Annotated in this window: 22 protein-coding genes; 6 read left to right on the top strand and 16 right to left on the bottom strand. The window is 41.9% G+C overall.

Annotation, left to right across the window (positions count from 1 at the left end; translation table 11 throughout):
• Positions 1–117: 117 nt before the first annotated feature.
• From HG263_RS17855 to folB, 3 genes are read right to left on the bottom strand one after another with little or no spacing between them, the layout of a single operon-like run.
• The gene (locus HG263_RS17855; protein WP_171627452.1) at positions 118–921 is read right to left on the bottom strand and encodes an undecaprenyl-diphosphate phosphatase; all 804 of its coding nucleotides are present in this window, start codon (positions 919–921) and stop codon (positions 118–120) included.
• Positions 918–1406, bottom strand: coding sequence for a 2-amino-4-hydroxy-6-hydroxymethyldihydropteridine diphosphokinase (folK, locus tag HG263_RS17850; protein WP_171627451.1), 489 nt, complete (start codon positions 1404–1406; stop codon positions 918–920). The genes HG263_RS17855 and folK overlap by 4 nt, the downstream gene beginning before the upstream one ends.
• Before the next feature lie 2 nt (positions 1407–1408).
• The gene (gene folB / locus HG263_RS17845; protein WP_171627450.1) at positions 1409–1762 is read right to left on the bottom strand and encodes a dihydroneopterin aldolase; all 354 of its coding nucleotides are present in this window, start codon (positions 1760–1762) and stop codon (positions 1409–1411) included.
• Positions 1763–1875: 113 nt separating this feature from the next.
• On the opposite strand from folB, the gene plsY reads away from it, so the two are divergent.
• The gene (plsY, locus tag HG263_RS17840; RefSeq protein WP_171627449.1) at positions 1876–2463 is read left to right on the top strand and encodes a glycerol-3-phosphate 1-O-acyltransferase PlsY; all 588 of its coding nucleotides are present in this window, start codon (positions 1876–1878) and stop codon (positions 2461–2463) included.
• Here plsY and tsaD read toward each other — a convergent pair.
• The 3 genes from tsaD to HG263_RS17825 all read right to left on the bottom strand — a co-directional run bounded on the left by tsaD (position 2460) and on the right by HG263_RS17825 (position 4466).
• Positions 2460–3473, bottom strand: coding sequence for a tRNA (adenosine(37)-N6)-threonylcarbamoyltransferase complex transferase subunit TsaD (gene tsaD / locus HG263_RS17835; protein WP_171627448.1), 1014 nt, complete (start codon positions 3471–3473; stop codon positions 2460–2462). The two genes, plsY and tsaD, sit on opposite strands and share 4 nt — an antisense overlap.
• Before the next feature lie 86 nt (positions 3474–3559).
• A complete protein-coding gene (locus tag HG263_RS17830) occupies positions 3560–4150 on the bottom strand; it encodes a YjaG family protein (RefSeq protein ID WP_171627447.1) in 591 nt (196 codons plus the stop codon).
• Entirely contained in the window at positions 4134–4466 is a 333-nt protein-coding gene (locus tag HG263_RS17825) for a putative signal transducing protein (protein ID WP_171627446.1), read from the bottom strand. Before HG263_RS17825 ends, HG263_RS17830 begins: the two co-directional genes overlap by 17 nt.
• A gap of 35 nt (positions 4467–4501) precedes the next feature.
• Here HG263_RS17825 and HG263_RS17820 point away from each other — a divergent pair, with 35 nt between their 5' ends.
• The 3 genes from HG263_RS17820 (at position 4502) to HG263_RS17810 (ending at position 7497) form a co-directional block, all read left to right on the top strand.
• Positions 4502–4897 (top strand): DUF2721 domain-containing protein, encoded by a 396-nt coding sequence (locus tag HG263_RS17820; RefSeq protein WP_171627445.1) that lies wholly within the window; start codon positions 4502–4504, stop codon positions 4895–4897.
• A gap of 63 nt (positions 4898–4960) precedes the next feature.
• The gene (locus HG263_RS17815) at positions 4961–6487 is read left to right on the top strand and encodes a DUF3369 domain-containing protein (protein WP_171627444.1); all 1527 of its coding nucleotides are present in this window, start codon (positions 4961–4963) and stop codon (positions 6485–6487) included.
• A gap of 110 nt (positions 6488–6597) precedes the next feature.
• Positions 6598–7497, top strand: coding sequence for a LysR family transcriptional regulator (locus HG263_RS17810; protein ID WP_171627443.1), 900 nt, complete (start codon positions 6598–6600; stop codon positions 7495–7497).
• Positions 7498–7548: 51 nt separating this feature from the next.
• On the opposite strand, the gene ubiA is transcribed toward HG263_RS17810, so the two are convergent.
• Together ubiA and HG263_RS17800 are read right to left on the bottom strand one after the other, a co-directional pair.
• Positions 7549–8421, bottom strand: a complete 873-nt coding sequence (gene ubiA / locus HG263_RS17805) for a 4-hydroxybenzoate octaprenyltransferase (RefSeq protein WP_171627442.1) — start codon at positions 8419–8421, stop codon at positions 7549–7551.
• Complete coding sequence (locus HG263_RS17800; protein ID WP_171627441.1) at positions 8399–8944, bottom strand: chorismate--pyruvate lyase family protein; 546 nt, start codon at positions 8942–8944, stop codon at positions 8399–8401. Before HG263_RS17800 ends, ubiA begins: the two co-directional genes overlap by 23 nt.
• 179 nt (positions 8945–9123) lie before the next feature.
• Here HG263_RS17800 and HG263_RS17795 point away from each other — a divergent pair, with 179 nt between their 5' ends.
• On the top strand, positions 9124–9519 hold the full coding sequence (locus tag HG263_RS17795; protein WP_171627535.1) for a flagellar basal body-associated protein FliL: 396 nt from the start codon (positions 9124–9126) through the stop codon (positions 9517–9519).
• Here HG263_RS17795 and glpG read toward each other — a convergent pair.
• The 6 genes from glpG to HG263_RS17765 all read right to left on the bottom strand — a co-directional run bounded on the left by glpG (position 9500) and on the right by HG263_RS17765 (position 14732).
• Positions 9500–10327: a rhomboid family intramembrane serine protease GlpG gene (gene glpG / locus HG263_RS17790; RefSeq protein ID WP_171627440.1), complete on the bottom strand. Its 828-nt coding sequence runs from the start codon at positions 10325–10327 to the stop codon at positions 9500–9502. The genes HG263_RS17795 and glpG overlap by 20 nt on opposite strands.
• Positions 10324–10641 (bottom strand): thiosulfate sulfurtransferase GlpE, encoded by a 318-nt coding sequence (gene glpE, locus HG263_RS17785; protein WP_171627439.1) that lies wholly within the window; start codon positions 10639–10641, stop codon positions 10324–10326. The genes glpG and glpE overlap by 4 nt, the downstream gene beginning before the upstream one ends.
• 65 nt (positions 10642–10706) lie before the next feature.
• Complete coding sequence (gene tdh / locus HG263_RS17780; RefSeq protein ID WP_171627438.1) at positions 10707–11732, bottom strand: L-threonine 3-dehydrogenase; 1026 nt, start codon at positions 11730–11732, stop codon at positions 10707–10709.
• A 43-nt stretch (positions 11733–11775) separates the two neighbouring features.
• Entirely contained in the window at positions 11776–12972 is a 1197-nt protein-coding gene (locus HG263_RS17775) for a glycine C-acetyltransferase (protein ID WP_171627437.1), read from the bottom strand.
• 162 nt (positions 12973–13134) lie between these two features.
• Positions 13135–13686, bottom strand: a complete 552-nt coding sequence (gmhB, locus tag HG263_RS17770) for a D-glycero-beta-D-manno-heptose 1,7-bisphosphate 7-phosphatase (protein ID WP_171627436.1) — start codon at positions 13684–13686, stop codon at positions 13135–13137.
• Entirely contained in the window at positions 13683–14732 is a 1050-nt protein-coding gene (locus tag HG263_RS17765; protein WP_216628494.1) for a glycosyltransferase family 9 protein, read from the bottom strand. Before HG263_RS17765 ends, gmhB begins: the two co-directional genes overlap by 4 nt.
• A 121-nt stretch (positions 14733–14853) precedes the next feature.
• Here HG263_RS17765 and HG263_RS17760 point away from each other — a divergent pair, with 121 nt between their 5' ends.
• The gene (locus HG263_RS17760; RefSeq protein WP_171627434.1) at positions 14854–15570 is read left to right on the top strand and encodes a 3-deoxy-D-manno-octulosonic acid kinase; all 717 of its coding nucleotides are present in this window, start codon (positions 14854–14856) and stop codon (positions 15568–15570) included.
• A 1-nt stretch (position 15571) separates the two neighbouring features.
• On the opposite strand, the gene hldE is transcribed toward HG263_RS17760, so the two are convergent.
• Positions 15572–17029, bottom strand: a complete 1458-nt coding sequence (gene hldE, locus HG263_RS17755) for a bifunctional D-glycero-beta-D-manno-heptose-7-phosphate kinase/D-glycero-beta-D-manno-heptose 1-phosphate adenylyltransferase HldE (RefSeq protein ID WP_171627433.1) — start codon at positions 17027–17029, stop codon at positions 15572–15574.
• Complete coding sequence (locus HG263_RS17750; protein WP_171627432.1) at positions 17029–17619, bottom strand: D-sedoheptulose-7-phosphate isomerase; 591 nt, start codon at positions 17617–17619, stop codon at positions 17029–17031. The genes hldE and HG263_RS17750 overlap by 1 nt, the downstream gene beginning before the upstream one ends.
• Between the last annotated feature and the right edge of the window lie 49 nt (positions 17620–17668).

Below are 17668 nucleotides of genomic sequence, written 5' to 3'. Positions count from 1 at the left end.
ATGCAGCATGTTGGTGCCAGTCTAACCTGTGAGAATTTTGCAAACCAAAATGATTTCAACGAGGGAAGATAAAACAACGAGGTACAACCAATAAGGTTGTACCTCGTTGTGATCACATTACCAAAGTAAAAAAGTAAAAAGTGCCGCACCGAGTAATAATCGATAGACAACGAAAGGAAACATACCCATACGCTCAATTACCTTTAAGAAAAAGTGAATGCAAGCATATGCGGCAATAAAAGATAACGCGGTTCCTAATAGAATAGCATTCCAATTTATAACTTCCCCAGTGCTTACCAACTTATAGATATAATAAGAGCCCGCTGCGGCAATCACTGGGATAGACATTAAAAATGAAAAACGTGCTGCGCTTTGTTTGTTTAAGCCAAGTAATAATCCTACCGTCATAGTGATCCCCGAACGCGAGGTGCCGGGAAAAACCATCGCGACAACCTGCGATAGTCCAATTAATAACGCACTAAGCCAATTAATTTGATAAATCGTTTTTATTTGTTTTGCTTTTGCATCTGCATACCAAAGTAATAGACCAAACACCACAGTGGTGGTTGCAATGATCCAAGCATTACGAGAATACACTTCCACATAATCTTTGACTAAATAACCGATTATCAACGACGGTAAAGTCGCGATGATTATCCACCACCCCAATTGACTATCATCTGTTTTACCTTGTTGACCAAACGACTTGAACCACGCACCAAGGATATCTCCGACTTCCTTACGAAAATAAATAACCACGGCCAATAAAGTACCAACGTGCACCGCCACATCAAACGCGGTGCCTTGGTCAACCCATCCCAACACTTGAGAAGGCAAAATTAAATGCGCCGAGCTAGAGATTGGTAAAAACTCAGTTAACCCTTGTACCAACGCCAGAAGGATCACTTCAATAATACTCATAGTAAAGACAGCTCCACTTTCCATAGTTTTTGTTGAGGGTTGTTATAAGCTTGCCAAATACTAGCTATGCTTTGTTGACTAACAGGATGAATAAAACTTGGGGCTATTTCCGCCAAAGGCTGCAGCACAAACGCATTTTTTGTGATTTCATCTCTTGGCAACTGCGCTGGTTGTTCGCATATAACATCGTCATAAAACAATAAATCTAAATCTAGCGTGCGCGGGCTAAACTTTTTATCATTGCGAGTGCGGCCATTTTCAAGCTCTATTTGTTTTAGCAAATGGCACACCTCTTGAAGTGGCATTTGTGTTGTTGCACCCAGCACCGAATTATAAAAGTTGCTGCCATTAAACCCTACAGCTTCGCTTTCATAGACACTTGAATGTTGATAATTTGGAAAGTACTTAATAAGTGCAGTTAAGCCGGCTCTTAAATTGTGCTCGCGATTAACATTTGAGCCTAGACTAATGTATATTTGCGCCATAACTAGTGTTTCGCTCTTGTTATCTCTACACCTACGGTACGCGCCTGTTGAACCGCGGCTGGTTTGCTGACTCTAATGGTCACTTGTTCAACATTAAATTCACCAAGGATCATCGCAGCAAGCTGCTCTAACAGCGTCTCTAACAGTTCAACCGGTTTGGCCGTCGTATGCTCAATAACGCGTTCACTGACTTTTGCATAATCAACCGCTAAGTTGATATCGTCAGTTTGTGCAGCAGCCGAAATGTCGGTCAACATATCAATGTCAAAATACAAGCTTTGTTTACTTTCCTTTTCAAAGTCGTAAACTCCTATTATAGTTTCGACGTGTAGTTGTGATATATAAACCTTATCCATTGATACTCCACTGGTTACTAAACACTGCTCTGATGACTGCAGGTTGCGAACTACAGTCGGCATCGAAACGCCGATCATAGCCGAAAACGCCACAAGACAAAATAAGGAAACACGTGTTAGTTAGTTTAATCTGTGTCTGCGCATACTTAATAGGCTCAATCTCTTCAGCTGTTCTAGTCTGTCGGGTCTTTGCTTTACCTGATCCCCGCTTTTCTGGTTCGCAAAATCCAGGCGCTACTAATGTGCTTCGTCTAGGCGGTAAATTACCTGCAATCTTAGTATTAGTGTTCGATATTCTAAAAGGCACAATACCTGTCTGGGGTGCTTATTTTTTACAAATAGAGCCCATTTGGCTCGGTGCCGTTGCTGTAGCTGCCTGTTTAGGACATATCTACCCTATTTTCTTCCATTTTAATGGTGGTAAAGCCGTGGCGACCGCATTTGGCGCATTACTTCCTATTGGGTTGTCATTAGGTGGATTATTAATTAGCACATGGTTATTCGTGCTATGGCTAACACGCTACTCATCATTGGCCGCGATTACAGCGGTTAGCCTTGCACCGTTGTATACTTGGTGGATAAAGCCGATTTATACGTTACCCGTTAGCTTTTTAACTGTGCTGATTATTTTTCGCCATAGAGAAAATATTAAAAGGCTCCTTAAAGGTAAAGAGCCAAAAGTAGGTGATAAAAAACCTTAGATTGGTTTCAGACTATCCAAAGGCCAACGTGGCTGGGTTTTCATATCAAGTGGGGCGTATTGCTTAGCTTTTAAACGTTGCATTCCTGCAAATGCGATCATCGCGCCATTATCTGTGCAAAATTCCGTACGAGGATAATACACTTTGCCCTGCATACCTTGCATGACACGTTCAAGTTTAGCGCGTAATTCCACGTTAGCACTGACACCGCCGGCAATCACCAAACGCTTTATGTTGGTTTGCTTTAAAGCACGTTTACACTTAATCGCTAATGTATCGATTACAGCAGTTTGGAAAGCGTGGGCGATATCCGCTTTTGTTTGCATATCATCACCCGCTGAGCGAATCGTATTGGCGGCAGCCGTTTTTAAACCACTAAAACTAAAATCTAAGCCAGGTCTGTCCGTCATTGGCCTTGGAAACACAAAACGTTCAGCAACACCCTGCTGTGCCATTTTTGCAAGCAGCGGGCCTCCAGGATAATCGAGCCCCAGCAGTTTGGCCGTTTTATCAAACGCTTCACCGGCGGCATCATCTACCGACTCACCCAAGACTTCGTATTCGCCAATGCCCTCTACTTTAACCATCATAGTATGGCCACCCGACACCAGCAGCGCGATAAAAGGAAAGTCAGGACGCTCATCTTCAAGCATAGGCGCCAACAAATGACCTTCCATATGATGAACTGCAACCGCAGGAATATTCCAGCCAAAAGCCAATGAACGGCCGATTGAGGTCCCCACTAACAAAGCACCAACAAGTCCAGGCCCTGCAGTATAGGCAACGCCATCCAGTGATTCAGGACCACATCCAGCTTGCTCAAATGCCGCTTCAATCAACGGAATCGTTTTGCGTACATGATCGCGAGATGCCAGCTCAGGCACTACACCACCGTAATCGGCATGTACTTTGACTTGGCTATACAGCTGATGAGCCAATAAGCCTTGCTCATCGTCATAAATAGCAATACCAGTTTCATCACACGATGATTCTATGCCCAAAATTCGCACGCACTCACTCCCAAGATGGATGATATAAAAGGCGGGTATTTTACCTTTAGTGGCTTTTATTGGGCAAGTAAAAGCCCGTTATCCAGCTAAATTGCTATACCTATATTGGTTTGACCATCAGCCAATGCCTGTTGTTTGAGCGCTTTTACATTATCAGCTTCAATTCGTCCCATATTTTCAACAAAGTCGATAAGCTCTGACAGCACTTCTATTTCGTATTGCATCAAAGGATGTTCTCTGACGGCTTTATTATCCGGCTCAATATCTTCATTTTCTAATAAAAACTCGACATAACGCGCAACCGTTGCCTGTGATATTTTAGCGATACTAACAAACTCTTGTTCGTCTTTTGTCATTAAGCCGTTCATCAATCCCAACAATGCAGTTGCTGCATCAATAGCAAGGTAAGTACCAAACATATCAAATTGCGATAACTCAGGAACATTTGGCTCAACCTTTTCGATTTGCTTTTCAAAGCTAATTTTGCTTTTTGGCAGTAGTATCTTTTCCCAACATACATTTAGCGCATTTCGCAACGCCGACTCATCGCCAAACTGGGCAGCTTCGCTAAACAGCCCATAGTTAGGCAGCATTCTTTCAATAATCGCGGCGGCCAATACTGCCTGCTGTAAGTAGTTAAGCTCTCTAATTCTCTGAAAGTTATTCGCTTTTGTCATTATGTTTTCCACATTGCCAGCAATATTGAAAGGCTGGTCCATTGAGTTCTCTGCAATTATTGCAACGCCAGTCTGAGCTGGTTTGCTGTTGCGCGTAGTCTACCAATATTTTTTGCGCAGCGCGCTCTTTTATCTCGTAAACGAGTAAACTCAGTGTTGCTTGATCTGCTGGGATTTCGCCGATGCCACCCACTAAAGGCTCACCACTAATGCGCGTTTCAATCTTTGCCTGTGATAACAAGCCTTGCACAATATGTGCTTCTAGCAAGTTTTCAGTGGTAAATACACATCGCCACTTAAAGCTATTATCTGTCATAATAAAATTGTTCCGCGATTATTAAAGAGATAAAAATGACATTAACCACTCCTGGACTCCTTTTTCCTGCTATTTCTTTACTTCTATTGGCCTACACCAATCGCTTTTTGGTATTAGCTCAACTTATCAGAGAGCTAAATGCGCGAGAAGGAGAAAGCATTCGACCCCTCGTTCGTGCTCAAATTAATAACTTACGCAAGCGCATCAAATTAATACGCTTTATGCAAGTTTGGGGCGTTGTTGCCTTTTTGCTATGCACACTGTCAATGTTTGCCCTATTTATCGAAATTGCTTTGACCGGCGTTATTTTGTTTGGGGCCAGCTTATGCTGCTTAATAATCTCTTTGATTATCTCTTTGTATGAGATCCATATTTCTTGTGATGCAATAGAAATAGAATTGCAAAATATTGAGAAAAAGCCAACTTCATGATTAAGCAGCCCCTCACATTAATGACTATACTGACAAGGTGAATAATCATTAAAGGGGCGGCGAGTGAGCAGTTTTCTTTTCTCTGATGAATTAATAGAAGAGCCAAATAACCCAAACCTTGCTTCAGAGTATTGGGATATCTTAATAGTTGACGATGAAGAAGATATCCATCAAGTAACCAAGTTAGTGCTATCAGGCTTTGAGTTTGAAAAAAAACCGCTGCGTTTTCATCATGCTTACTCTGCCAAACAAGCAAAAGAAATTCTCGAAAGAGAAGAACTAATATCCGTTGGCCTAGTTGACGTTGTTATGGAAACAAACCATGCGGGCCTAGATCTGATTAAGTACATCAGGAACGTATTAGAAAATCATGACGTACGACTCATTTTGCGCACAGGCCAACCAGGTGAAGCCCCTGAAGAGTCAGTCATAAGAGATTATGATATTAATGACTATAAAAACAAAACCGAACTGACCGCCGTAAAACTCAAAACATTACTCTATTCCGCCCTACGTGCGCATCGAGATATTCAAACGATTGAACGACACAAAAGAGGGTTGGAGCAAATCATAAATGCTTCTTCATCTTTTTTGCAGTGCAACAGTGTTCGTGAATTTGCTTCAACAATTTTGGAGCATGTCTCAAATGTGATGGGCTTAAATGACAATGATATTTATTGTGCAGCGGCAACTAATAATGCTAACGATTCAGGTGCAAAATTCAGACTGCTGGCAGCATCTGGTCTGGGTATTGAGCCTAGGTCTTCTTCGATACCTGAACATGTTAAAGCACTTTTTATAGAATCTCATAACTTAAAGGCATCACGATCCACTGAAACTGAATATGTAGGCTATTTCCCTTCCGCTGGAGGGGGAGAAACCATGCTTTATGTCGGAAAAGACTCAAAAATGAAGAGTACGGACAGACAATTATTGGAGTTTTTTGCTAATAATATTGCCCTCGCGTATGACAATATTAAGTTACGAGAAACAGTGAAAGATTCGCAAAAAGAATTGTCATACATACTTGGTGAAGCTGTAGAGCGTCGCTCAAAAGAAACTGGCTCTCATGTTAAACGCGTTGCGCATTACAGCATGCTCCTAGCCCAGCTATATGGGCTTTCAGACTACCGTGCAGAAATAATAAAGCTCGCATCACCGTTACATGACATTGGAAAAATCAGCATTCCTGATAACATTTTAAATAAACCTGATAAGCTCACTGAAAGCGAATGGGCAATAATGATGACCCACGCACAAACTGGTTACGAAATTTTACAACATTCTTCTAACGAAATATTGCAATGTGGCGCTACAATAGCGCATCAACACCATGAAAAATGGGATGGTACTGGGTACCCTAGAGGTCTAAAAGGTGAGAAAATAGATATAGTCGGTCGGATAACCGCGCTGGCTGATGTCTTTGATGCATTAGGCAGTGATAGATGTTACAAGCCTGCTTGGCCTTTAGAAAAAGTACTAGCGCTGATAGAATCTGAGAAGGGGAAGCAATTTGATCCTAAACTCGTTGATTTATTTATAAACAACTTAGATCAGTTTATCGCAATTAGAGACAGTTACCCTGATTAAGTTTTGTAAGCAAAATGTAAAATATTCACTTTCAATCTTCTGATACTTGTATTAGTATTAGGAAAACACATTAATTTTATGTGATAAGTAGAAATTAAAAGGAATTTCGAATGAGATTTGAACAACTAGAACAGTTTGTCGCCTTAGGCAATTTGCGTCATTTCAGACAAGCTGCGGAACAAACACAAATAAGCACCTCAGCTTTGACCAGAAGTATTCAAACTTTGGAAGATGAAATTGGTTGCGAACTTGTTAAGCGTTCAACACGCTCTGTTAGGCTCACTGAACAAGGTGAGATGTTTTTGAGTTATTGTAAAACAACACTGTCAGAGCTTGAGCTAACCAAGAAAACTATCAAGCAAAGTTTATTTGGTCGAGATCAGCAAAAGCTAGTGATTGGCTACACCAGTGAAGCCAGCTCAATTGTGCCTATGTCCTGTGGTCAGTTTCTTGCTGATTACCCCAATATTAAAATTGAGATGCAATTGCAAGATGAGCATGAGTTAACTCGTAAGCTGCAACTTGGCGAAATTGATATCAGTGTTTACTTACAATCAGCGAGTAACGTGGTTAGCGATATCTACCTTCCTGACCAACTTATACTTTTTGTGGCTAAACACCACCCTCTTGCCAGCAGAGATTCCCTTCGCAAAGAAGAACTATATGATTACCCTATGTATGGTTGTTTTTCGCAGTCTAAGCAAGTGCAGTCAATGCTAAATGAAGCAGTAGAGGGGCTAAACAAAAGCAGTAGTATGAAAATAGGTAACATCGATCAGGTAATGGATGGCCTAAAGCAGTCAAATCATTTTGCTATTGCCAGCATCGAGCACGCTAACACCATCGCGCAAGACCCTAGTTTGGTGATTTTAAAAACCAATAAAGACATCAACCATGAGCAATTAGTTGTTCAAACCAACCACCATGTCAGCCGTGACAGTCATATCAAACACTTACTCAGTTTGATTGAAACATCAGCGAAGGCCAAAGCCTACACTTCAAAAGTGTGATTATTTCTGTGCATAAAAAAGGTGCTACCCGCACCTTTTTTATGAATTTTTTTATATGAGATAGCTACAAGCAACCCCAATGAAAATAACTAAGCCAACTCTATTGTTACTTAAAAAGGCTTTAAAGCAATTATCTCTATCCCTTTTATGTATTGATACCTGAAGCAAAGACAACAGCAATAATGCAAAAGCTAGCCCTAAGAAGTAAGGCCAATGCATGTTCTGATTTATTCCAATAAGCGCCATAATTGCAATGAAGGCACTATTTAATATAACGATCCAATGTCTATCGTACTTACCAAATAGAATTGCCGTGGATTTAACGCCTATTTTCAAGTCATCATCTCTATCTACCATGGCATACATCGTATCGTAGGCAACCGTCCATAATACGTTGGCAATAAACATAAGCCATGCGTATACAGGCACAGCATCCATACTAGCCATAAAGGCCATGGGAATAGAAAAACTATATGCCATACCTAACACAACTTGGGGCAAGTGCGTATAGCGTTTCATAAATGGGTAACATGCAGCTAACAATAATGCCACTACAGACAATAATATAGTCTGCCAGTTAAGCATGAGTACGAGCGCAAAAGCTAAGCTAATAAGTAAACAAAATAAGCTCAATGCTTCCCCGGGTTTTACTTCACCAATTGCTAATGGACGTTGTGCAGTGCGCTTTACAGCACCATCTACTTTTCTATCTGCAAAGTCATTAATCACGCAACCAGCACTGCGCATAACAAATACACCACAACTGAAAATAACAAGTAGTTCAATAGGCGGGATACCTGAGTTGGCCAACCATAGCGCCCAATAAGTTGGCCATAGCAATAACAATGTGCCTATTGGCCTGTCTGTACGCATCAAGCGTAAATACGAGGGAATATTCGATTTATGAAGCGAATTGAGTTGCATAGCTGACCTTCGGTAAAAATACTTCACAGACCATTATTTTTGCATCTTGGTGTGTAAAGACTCGACGTCTTGCATACAATCGCTGCTCAGATAATTGTAAATCTTTTAACAACGGCGCAAGTGCGTTTGGGTAATCTATTTGTGCAACTTCAAGCGCTGAGCGTTGCCATGATTTATCTTGAAACAAAACTTCGCCTAAGGGTTTATTACCTAATTGACGGACCCCTAAATCTGCAGCTTGCGTATTGATCCAGCTTTGTGCATAAACTCTCGCAACATCATCACATACTAGCAATACTTCTCGACATTGGAGTTGAGTACAATATTGCCCTAAAAGCCTTTGATGTTCTTGCGTTGCTGCGATCCATTGTTCTTGCAATACATCTACTCTGAAATCCGTACTTTGCTTTTTTAAACAAGATGTCAGTGAACCACTGTCTAAAATAATTGCAGCGTCGTCGCTTAATAAATGAGAATACTCTGGTGCAGATTGCCACTCAAAATCAATGGAAAAAGGTGCCATCAAAAAAACTCTATCTGATTTTTGAAAAATACCCCCGTATCATAGCACTACCCACTGCTTCAAAAAAGTTTGCTGATATTTTAATAAGATATACATCACAAATGTGTAAAATAATGCAATTTAAGTATACACTTAGCATTGCCAGTTTCACTTTTGAACCAACGGGATTTCAAATTGTTATGAACAAACCATACTACTTATTTGCGGTTGCTGTACTCGTTATTGCAAGTTTTGGGGCACGCTCAGAATCTAATGTAGGCTACTTTGGTTTTGAACCAGACATCATTACAAACTACATTGGCCAATCAAATAAGAAGCTAGGTTATGTTCGCGTGACTGTTGATTTGATGCTAGAAGACGTTGGTAACATTAGTGTTGTGGAGCATCATACCCCACTGTTAAGAGATGCTATCGTACAAATTTTAAGTAAAGAGCCAGAAGAAACCATAAAGTCTTTAACAGGTCGAGAAGAAATTAGACGCCGCTGCGCTGATAAACTAAAAAACCTTTTGAAAGAAGAAACAGGAGAAGAAATTATTCGCGACGTCTTGTTTACTAAATACCTGTATCACTGATTTGCTTGCTTGGTTGCAACAACGCAACGACCATACCTGTGAGCAACCCAAATAGATGAGCCCAGTTTGCCATACTAATAAAAAACATATCGGTAAACCCAAATATCATCCATAACAGCATAAAGCCAACAACGCCCTTACTCACTATTGCTGGCTGTGATGGGTTTTTAGCACCAAACACCCAAGCATAACCCAATAGCGCATACACAACACCACTGAGCCCACCAAAGCGACTGTCAACCATAATAAACTGTGCCCAATTACTCACTAAGGCACTCAAAACAAACAGCATATAAATGTAAATAGCCCCCGAGCGACTCACTATCTGATTACCTAAATGTAACCACCAACTTAGATTAAATACTAAGTGTAAAGCACCAAAGTGTAACAGTACCGGTGTAAACCAGCTGCCCGGATCGTGTGCTTTAAACTGTAAGTGGCTAAAAATCGTGTTTGCATCAAATAAATAAAAACTGACAAATACACCCATACATAGAATAAAAATAAGCTTTAAAAACCAATGTAATGACATAAAACGTTGCACTAAATTTAAGTCGTTTGATGCATAACTCAGTGGAGACTTTGCCTCACCGCTTTGCCATGATGCGGCTAAATATCTATCATGATCAGGATTTGCTAAAAATTCTTGCCAAAGTAAGCTTGCTTTAGCTTTAAACTCGTTGGGCACCCAAACCTCTACCTGTGTACCATCATCAGAGCGCAAGCGCACTGGTACACCTTGTGTTTTAAAATAATCCGCAGCACCTTGAACGGCGCGAGGATTATTAAAAGTACCCAATAAAATCATCTATTTACTTGATCCGGTAATTCAGATGCCCACTGTGTGAAGCCGCCATCCATACTGTAAACATCTTCAAATCCCTGCTCAATTAAATAATTTGCCGCACCCTGTGAGCTAATACCATGATAACAAACCACAATAATTGGCTGATCGAATTCTTTTTCCTGCATAAAGTGTGCGATATTGGCATTAGATAGATGCTCTGAACCTGGGATATGTCCCTGCGCAAAACTATTTTCATCACGAATATCAGCTATCACTACATCATCACGCCCTAATAGCTCTTTAGTTTGCGCAACAGAGATATGTTTCATTGACATAAAATACTACTCTTATAATAAAAGGGCGACCTACGCCGCCCTAAAAGAATTTACCACTGCGGGGGCTAATCCCAGTTTAAGATCACTTTCCCCGATTGACCAGAAATCATAGTATCAAAGCCCTTTTGGAACTCATCAATATGGAATTGGTGGGTGATAATTGGCTCTAGATTGAGACCTGATTGGATTAAGCTTGCCATTTTGTACCAAGTTTCGAACATTTCTCGACCATAAATACCTTTGATCACAAGCCCTTTGAAAATAACTTGGTTCCAGTCAACGGCCATGTCTGACGGTGGAATACCTAGCATGGCAATTTTACCACCATGGTTCATGTTATTCAGCATGCTGTTGAATGCTACAGGTACGCCAGACATTTCTAGGCCAATATCGAAGCCTTCGGTCATACCCAGCTCTTTCATGGTATCTTCAAGCTTTTCGTTAGCAACATTTACAGCTCTCGTGGCGCCCATTTTGCGAGCCAGCTCTAAACGGTAGTCATTCACATCAGTGATCACCACATGGCGCGCACCAACATGTTTCGCAACCGCTGCCGCCATGATTCCGATTGGACCTGCGCCGGTGATCAAAACATCTTCGCCCACTAAATCAAAAGACAAAGCGGTATGCACTGCGTTACCAAATGGGTCAAAAATAGACGCTAATTCATCAGAAATATTATCTGGGATTTTGAATGCGTTAAATGCGGGGATAACTAAGTATTCGGCAAATGAGCCTTCACGATTTACACCAACACCGGTGGTGTTACGACATAAATGCACACGCCCAGCTCGACAGTTTCGACAATGCCCGCACGTAATATGCCCTTCGCCCGAAACTCTGTCGCCGACTTTAAAACCACGCACTTCTTGGCCCATATCGACTACTTCACCAACGTACTCATGGCCTACAACCATAGGCGTTGGAATCGTATTTTGCGCCCATTCATCCCATTTGTAGATATGCACATCTGTACCACAAATCGCGGTTTTACGGATCTTAATTAACAGATCGTTATGCCCTACTTCCGGTTTAGGCGCATCTGTCATCCATATCCCTGGTTCTGCTTTTAACTTAGATAAAGCTTTCATACTCATTACTCAGTGACAAGCAAGCACTTTGCTTGCTTTGAAATTATATAATGCCTAGCTCTTTACCAATACGAGTAAAGGCGTCAATGGCTTTGTCTAGCTGCTCACGCGTATGAGCAGCTGAAATTTGTGTACGGATCCTTGCTTGCCCTTTAGGTACTACAGGGAATGAGAAACCAGTAACATAAATACCCTCAGCAAGTAACTTGTCTGCCATCTGAGCTGCAATTTTTGCATCACCTAGCATTACAGGAATGATGGCATGATCTTTACCTGCACAAGTAAATCCAGCCGCTTCCATTTTTTCACGGAAGTAAGCGGCATTGCTCCACAATGTGTCACGTAATGCTTTACCCTCTTTTAGCATGTCGAGTACCGCAATTGACGCTGTTACAATTGAAGGAGCCAAAGAGTTAGAGAATAAGTATGGACGAGAACGCTGACGTAGCCAGTCAATCACTTCTTTTTTACCCGATGTATAACCACCAGATGCACCACCAAGCGCTTTACCAAGCGTACCTGTAATAATATCAACACGGTCCATCACACCACAATACTCAGGCGTACCACGACCATTTTCACCAACAAAACCAACCGCATGTGAATCATCAACCATTACTAGCGCATCGTATTTATCAGCTAAGTCACAAAGCGCTTCTAAGTTACAGATCACACCATCCATCGAAAAGACACCGTCAGTGGCGATCAGTTTGTTCTTTACACCCGCTTCATCCGCAGCGATTAACTGCTTTTCTAAATCAGCCATGTCGTTGTTTGCATAGCGAAAACGCTTAGCTTTACATAAGCGCACACCATCGATAATAGAAGCGTGGTTTAGTGCATCAGAAATAATGGCATCATCAGGGCCAAGAATTGTTTCAAAAAGACCTGCGTTTGCATCAAAGCATGAAGAATAAAGGATCGTGTCTTCTGTTTGTAAAAACTCACTGATTTTCGCTTCTAACGTTTTATGAATATCTTGTGTTCCACAAATAAAACGAACTGAAGCTACACCAAAACCATGAGCATCTAACCCCTGCTTGGCAGCAGCAATCAATGTAGGATGATTGGCAAGTCCCAAGTAGTTGTTGGCACAGAAGTTAATCACTGAATCGCCACTTGAAACTGCAATTTCAGCTTGCTGAGAAGAAGTGATAATACGCTCACTTTTATATAAACCTTCAGCTTTTACTTCTTCAAGCTGATTTTGAATCTGGCTGTAAAAGGCCGATGCTCTCATTTGGAGTCTCCATTATTTGCACGGGTCCCTACGTACACAACGCGTTAGCATTGGGTACAGGGCAAATCATATTGGGTCGCTATTGTAAAAGGTTCAAACCGCAATTGCACGAACTGTGATTATCCCGTGCAATCCGATTAGGTGAAATAGTTATGAGATGAGCTACAACAAATTTGGCACCTGTTTTAGAGATGCGCAAACGAGGTCTGCTTGGCTTTTTACTGCCTCGGAAAATGCTTGTCCTGACTCAACCAAAATAGCCTTACTGAGTCCTGCCGCACGAGCCGCTTCTATGTCTGATAATTTATCTCCCACCATGATGCTTTGTGACACATCAATATCAAACTCTTCAATCGCCTGAGTCAACATACCTGGGCTTGGCTTACGACACCCACATTCTTGTTTAAACTGCGGCAGAGCTTTGTCTGGGTGGTGAGGGCAGTAATAAACCTTGGAAATATTGACTTGATGTTTGGCGAATTCATCGCACATCCAATCACTCAATTTGGAAAACTGCTGCTCGTTATAATAACCTCGCCCAATACCAGATTGGTTAGTTACCACAACGATAATGTAGCCCATAGCAACAAATTGCTGACATGCCTCGAACACACCATCGATAAACTCAAAGTCTTCAATTTTATGAACATAGGCGTGATCAACATTGATAACTCCATCTCTATCTAAAAAAATGGCTTTTTGTTTGCTACTCATAGCTTCTCAACCTCTACCACATGGTTAAACATATCGATTACTTGCTCTGTGGTTATCTGCGCCATTAAATCACTGCCCTTAACGCGTACTCCCCAAGGGAGCTGCTGTGCCGTTTTACCTTTTTGTTCTAACAGATTTTGGTGATAGACCTCAACCACATAATCTTGATACAAATAAGGCCCTGTTCTAGCAGGGTTTGAATGTGCATATAACCCAATTACGGGCGTACCAACCGTTACCGCCATGTGAGCAGGGCCAGTATCAGGCGCTAAAACCAGTGATGCGCGTTCAAGTACACAGAGTAAGGTTTTGAGTTGCGTCTTACCCACTAAATTTTTGATCTCACATTGAGCATGTCGGATAATATCCCCAGCCAGTGTTTCTTCTAAAGGCGTAGGCCCCCCCGTGATCACTACAGAAAACCCCTGCTTTGCAGCATGATCAGCCAGTGCAGCATAACGCTCTGGTAACCAGTTACGCTCAGCTTTACTTGCCGCGGGGGAAATCGCAAAAATTCGCTCGTGTAAACTACCTAACAACGTGTGTGCTTGTTGCCGGTCTTGTTCTGTAACAGGCATATTCCAAGTAGGCTTGTCACACGTTACGCCAATAGTTCGGGCAAAGTTCTGGAACCCTTCAAGTACATGGGGCTCGCTTTGCGGCTCAATTCTGCGATTAACAAATAAAGAATGCAGCTCTTTACTACGGCCTTTATCAAAGCCGATTTTCACTTTTGCGGGAATGCAACGTGCAGCAAGGTTAGCCCTAAGTGCCACTTGCATATGCAGCAGCACATCAAACCTTTGACCTCTAAAAGCCTGCTTCAGTGTCTTATAAGCTGCCTTACCTTGCTTTTTATCAAACACGACAAATTTCACGCCAGGCAAGTCTGCCAATAACATGGCTTCTACTTTACCAATCACCCAAGTGATAGACGCGTCAGGGTATGTTGCTTGTATGGCTTGCACAGCTGCGACCGCATGACACACGTCACCAATTGCCGAAAGCCTAAGAATACAAATAGAACGAGGAGAAAAAGACACCAAATTTCCTGCAAATAAAGCTTGTTAGGTGTGCGATCTTAAATTAATCAATGTGCTTTGCAAGTTTAAGGCGAATAAAAAACACGGTACACTTGCCTCATCATTTGCTATCCACGTATGTTTGATGAACATTACCAAAATAAATAGCCATTACTTGCTCAGCAACGAAAAGACCACCAGCGATGTTTTTCTTGATTGGTTTGACCCAACTCACTGGCAACAATTAAACGCAATTGTTGCCACTAAAAAAGGTCGCGCAACGGCTTGGTTTTATAAGCACAATGAACATGTCAATGTACTCAAACATTATTGGCGTGGTGGCTTGGTAGGTAAATTGCTTTCAGATCAATACTTTTTTTATGGATTAAAGAAAACTCGTGTATATAAAGAGTTTGAGTTGCTGTGTGCACTTGATAATTTAGGCTTACCGGTGCCTAAGCCTGTAGCTGCCAAAGTCTCTGTGCAAGGGCTGATATATCGAGGCGATTTAATAACTTCTGCGATTAACGGTGCAACAAGCTTATGTGAGCGTTTACAAATAAGCCAAGCCACGGAGCAAGAACTTTCTCTCGTTGGTAGGACAATCGCCCAGTTTCATAACCAAGGGGTATATCACGCTGATTTAAACATCAACAATATTTTGTTTGGCGATGACGGTAAGGTGTACTTGATTGATTTTGACCGTGGGCAACTTCGTCCACAGCAAGCGGCATGGCAACGGGCCAATATGGAGCGCTTACATCGCTCATTTAAAAAAGAGGCCGGCAAGTGGCCGACCTTCAATTTTTCAGAACTAGATTGGCAAACACTGCTGAGCGCTTACCAAGCAACAATCCGGTAAATCACGACTTTTGTGATTTACCCATTTTGGCTTTTTCGATAATACCAGAAGTAGAGCAACCATCTAGGAATGCAAGTACTTCAACCTGCCCCCCCTGACTTAGCACATAATCGGCTCCAGCAATGTCTTCAACTTTATAGTCACCACCTTTAACGAGAATATCAGGGCTAACCAGCTCAATTAACTTAGCAGGTGTATCATTTTCAGCTTCCGACCCAAATGGGATCACCCAATCAACGGATGCCAGAGCGCTGAGCACCATAGCACGTTCACGCAGTGAGTTGATCGGTCTTTCTGGACCCTTTAAACGTGAGATTGATTCATCATTGTTTAAGCCAACGACCAATCTATCTCCCATGCTTTTTGCCTGTGCCAAGTAACGCACATGACCTGCATGTAAAATATCAAAGCAGCCATTAGTGAAAACAATTTTTTCACCGTTTTTCTTGGCAAATGAGATGTGCTTTAACACGTCATCGAATGGCGTTTGGTAATGCTCACCAGTTTCACGCAGATATTGCCCCATTTTACGACTAAGTTCTTCGGGCGAAACGGTAGCAGCCCCCAATTTACTCACAGCAATACCAGCGGCAATATTGGCTACTTCCACTGCATCTTTAGGCTGCATACCAGCACCTAACATCGTTGTGAGCGTTGCAATTACTGTATCTCCAGCACCAGTTACGTCACTTACCTCTTGTACTTGAGCAGGAAAGTCATGTTTTTCAGTTGCTGAGATCAAGGACATACCTTGCTCAGAGCGCGTCAAAAGCATTGCGCCAATACCGTTATCTGCAATGAGTCCTCTTGCACTTTCAGTGAGCACTTCCTCACTGTCGACTCGACCGCCTGCCAACTTGAATTCATTCAAATTCGGTGTAATGTAATCAGCACCACGATAAAGGGATAAATCACTCGATTTAGGGTCAATCAACACTGTTTTGCCAGCAGCTTTCACGAGGCTTATCATCTCTTTGATAGCACCCAATGCGCCTTTGTTGTAATCTGAGAATAAAACAAAGTCGTAATCATCAAGTACTTGCTCTAAACGTGCCAGCAATAAGCGACTGTGTTGCTCAGTAAATGTCTCTTCAAGGTCTAAGCGCACCACTTGCTGGTGTCGGCTGATAACACGCATTTTTGAAATGGTTGGCAACTCTTCTATCGTCACTAACTGTGAAGCAATTTTTTCGCTTTCTAAAATACGTCGCAGTGATTGACCATTATCATCTTCACCAATTAAACCCAGCAGGCCAACTTGCCCGTCTAGGTGCGCGATATTTTTGGCCACGTTTGCAGCGCCACCGGCTTTGTCTTCTAATTTGCTCACTTTCACAACTGGCACTGGGGCTTCAGGCGAAATTCGTCCTGTATCACCATGCCAATATCTATCAAGCATTACATCGCCCACAACCAAAACACGTGCTTGGTTTAACTTTTGTAAGCATGAAAAATCCATTACAGGCGCTCCGCAACCAACATGTCTACCGCTTCACATAACCAGTGACCAATAAACATATGTGCTTCTTGAATACGCGCTGTTTCATCATTTTTAATGATGATAGGTAGCTTAGCGATATGCTTTACTTCACCGCCATTTCGGCCTGTGAGCGCCACAGTATTGGCACCAATATCATTGGCTGCAGCCAAAGCTAAGTTAATATTTTTGCTAGTCCCTGACGTGGTTAAACCAATAACTAAGTCTTCAGGCTTACACAAAGCTTGTACTTGACGCTCAAACACGGTATCAAAGTGGTAATCATTACTGTGTGCCGTGAGAATAGAAGTATCTGTCGTTAATGCAATTGACGCCAAAGGGCCACGCTCAAGCTTATAACGTACTACAAATTCCGCCGCCAAATGCTGTGCATCTGCAGCACTGCCGCCATTGCCAAACCAAATCACCTTACCGCCTTGCGCTAATGTACTGTGGCACGCTTCTAATAAACTTAAACACTCTTGGTGGTAATTTGCCATAGTGTCAAACAAAGCTTTGTGACGCTCTAGACTTTCTAAATAGCTTTGTTCGATTTTATCGTTTTGCGACATATTTGTTCCTATATTCCCGAATTTGGGTATGATTTCTTTAATTATATCG

Source organism: Pseudoalteromonas caenipelagi, assembly GCF_013140855.1.
Taxonomy (GTDB): domain Bacteria; phylum Pseudomonadota; class Gammaproteobacteria; order Enterobacterales; family Alteromonadaceae; genus Pseudoalteromonas; species Pseudoalteromonas caenipelagi.
The sequence above is the reverse complement of the archived record's forward strand: the minus strand, read 5'-3'. Positions and strand labels throughout refer to the sequence as shown.

Excerpts from the sequence above, each read along its gene's own strand:
- HG263_RS17855 (WP_171627452.1), bottom strand. The coding sequence starts at position 921 with ATGAGTATTATTGAAGTGATCCTTCTGGCGTTGGTACAAGGGTTAACT.
- folK (WP_171627451.1), bottom strand. The coding sequence starts at position 1,406 with ATGGCGCAAATATACATTAGTCTAGGCTCAAATGTTAATCGCGAGCAC.
- folB (WP_171627450.1), bottom strand. The coding sequence starts at position 1,762 with ATGGATAAGGTTTATATATCACAACTACACGTCGAAACTATAATAGGA.
- HG263_RS17830 (WP_171627447.1), bottom strand. The coding sequence starts at position 4,150 with ATGACAAAAGCGAATAACTTTCAGAGAATTAGAGAGCTTAACTACTTA.
- HG263_RS17825 (WP_171627446.1), bottom strand. The coding sequence starts at position 4,466 with ATGACAGATAATAGCTTTAAGTGGCGATGTGTATTTACCACTGAAAAC.
- HG263_RS17820 (WP_171627445.1), top strand. The coding sequence starts at position 4,502 with ATGACATTAACCACTCCTGGACTCCTTTTTCCTGCTATTTCTTTACTT.
- HG263_RS17810 (WP_171627443.1), top strand. The coding sequence starts at position 6,598 with ATGAGATTTGAACAACTAGAACAGTTTGTCGCCTTAGGCAATTTGCGT.
- ubiA (WP_171627442.1), bottom strand. The coding sequence starts at position 8,421 with ATGCAACTCAATTCGCTTCATAAATCGAATATTCCCTCGTATTTACGC.
- HG263_RS17800 (WP_171627441.1), bottom strand. The coding sequence starts at position 8,944 with ATGGCACCTTTTTCCATTGATTTTGAGTGGCAATCTGCACCAGAGTAT.
- HG263_RS17795 (WP_171627535.1), top strand. The coding sequence starts at position 9,124 with ATGAACAAACCATACTACTTATTTGCGGTTGCTGTACTCGTTATTGCA.
- glpG (WP_171627440.1), bottom strand. The coding sequence starts at position 10,327 with ATGATTTTATTGGGTACTTTTAATAATCCTCGCGCCGTTCAAGGTGCT.
- glpE (WP_171627439.1), bottom strand. The coding sequence starts at position 10,641 with ATGTCAATGAAACATATCTCTGTTGCGCAAACTAAAGAGCTATTAGGG.
- tdh (WP_171627438.1), bottom strand. The coding sequence starts at position 11,732 with ATGAAAGCTTTATCTAAGTTAAAAGCAGAACCAGGGATATGGATGACA.
- HG263_RS17775 (WP_171627437.1), bottom strand. The coding sequence starts at position 12,972 with ATGAGAGCATCGGCCTTTTACAGCCAGATTCAAAATCAGCTTGAAGAA.
- gmhB (WP_171627436.1), bottom strand. The coding sequence starts at position 13,686 with ATGAGTAGCAAACAAAAAGCCATTTTTTTAGATAGAGATGGAGTTATC.
- HG263_RS17760 (WP_171627434.1), top strand. The coding sequence starts at position 14,854 with ATGAACATTACCAAAATAAATAGCCATTACTTGCTCAGCAACGAAAAG.
- hldE (WP_171627433.1), bottom strand. The coding sequence starts at position 17,029 with ATGGATTTTTCATGCTTACAAAAGTTAAACCAAGCACGTGTTTTGGTT.
- HG263_RS17750 (WP_171627432.1), bottom strand. The coding sequence starts at position 17,619 with ATGTCGCAAAACGATAAAATCGAACAAAGCTATTTAGAAAGTCTAGAG.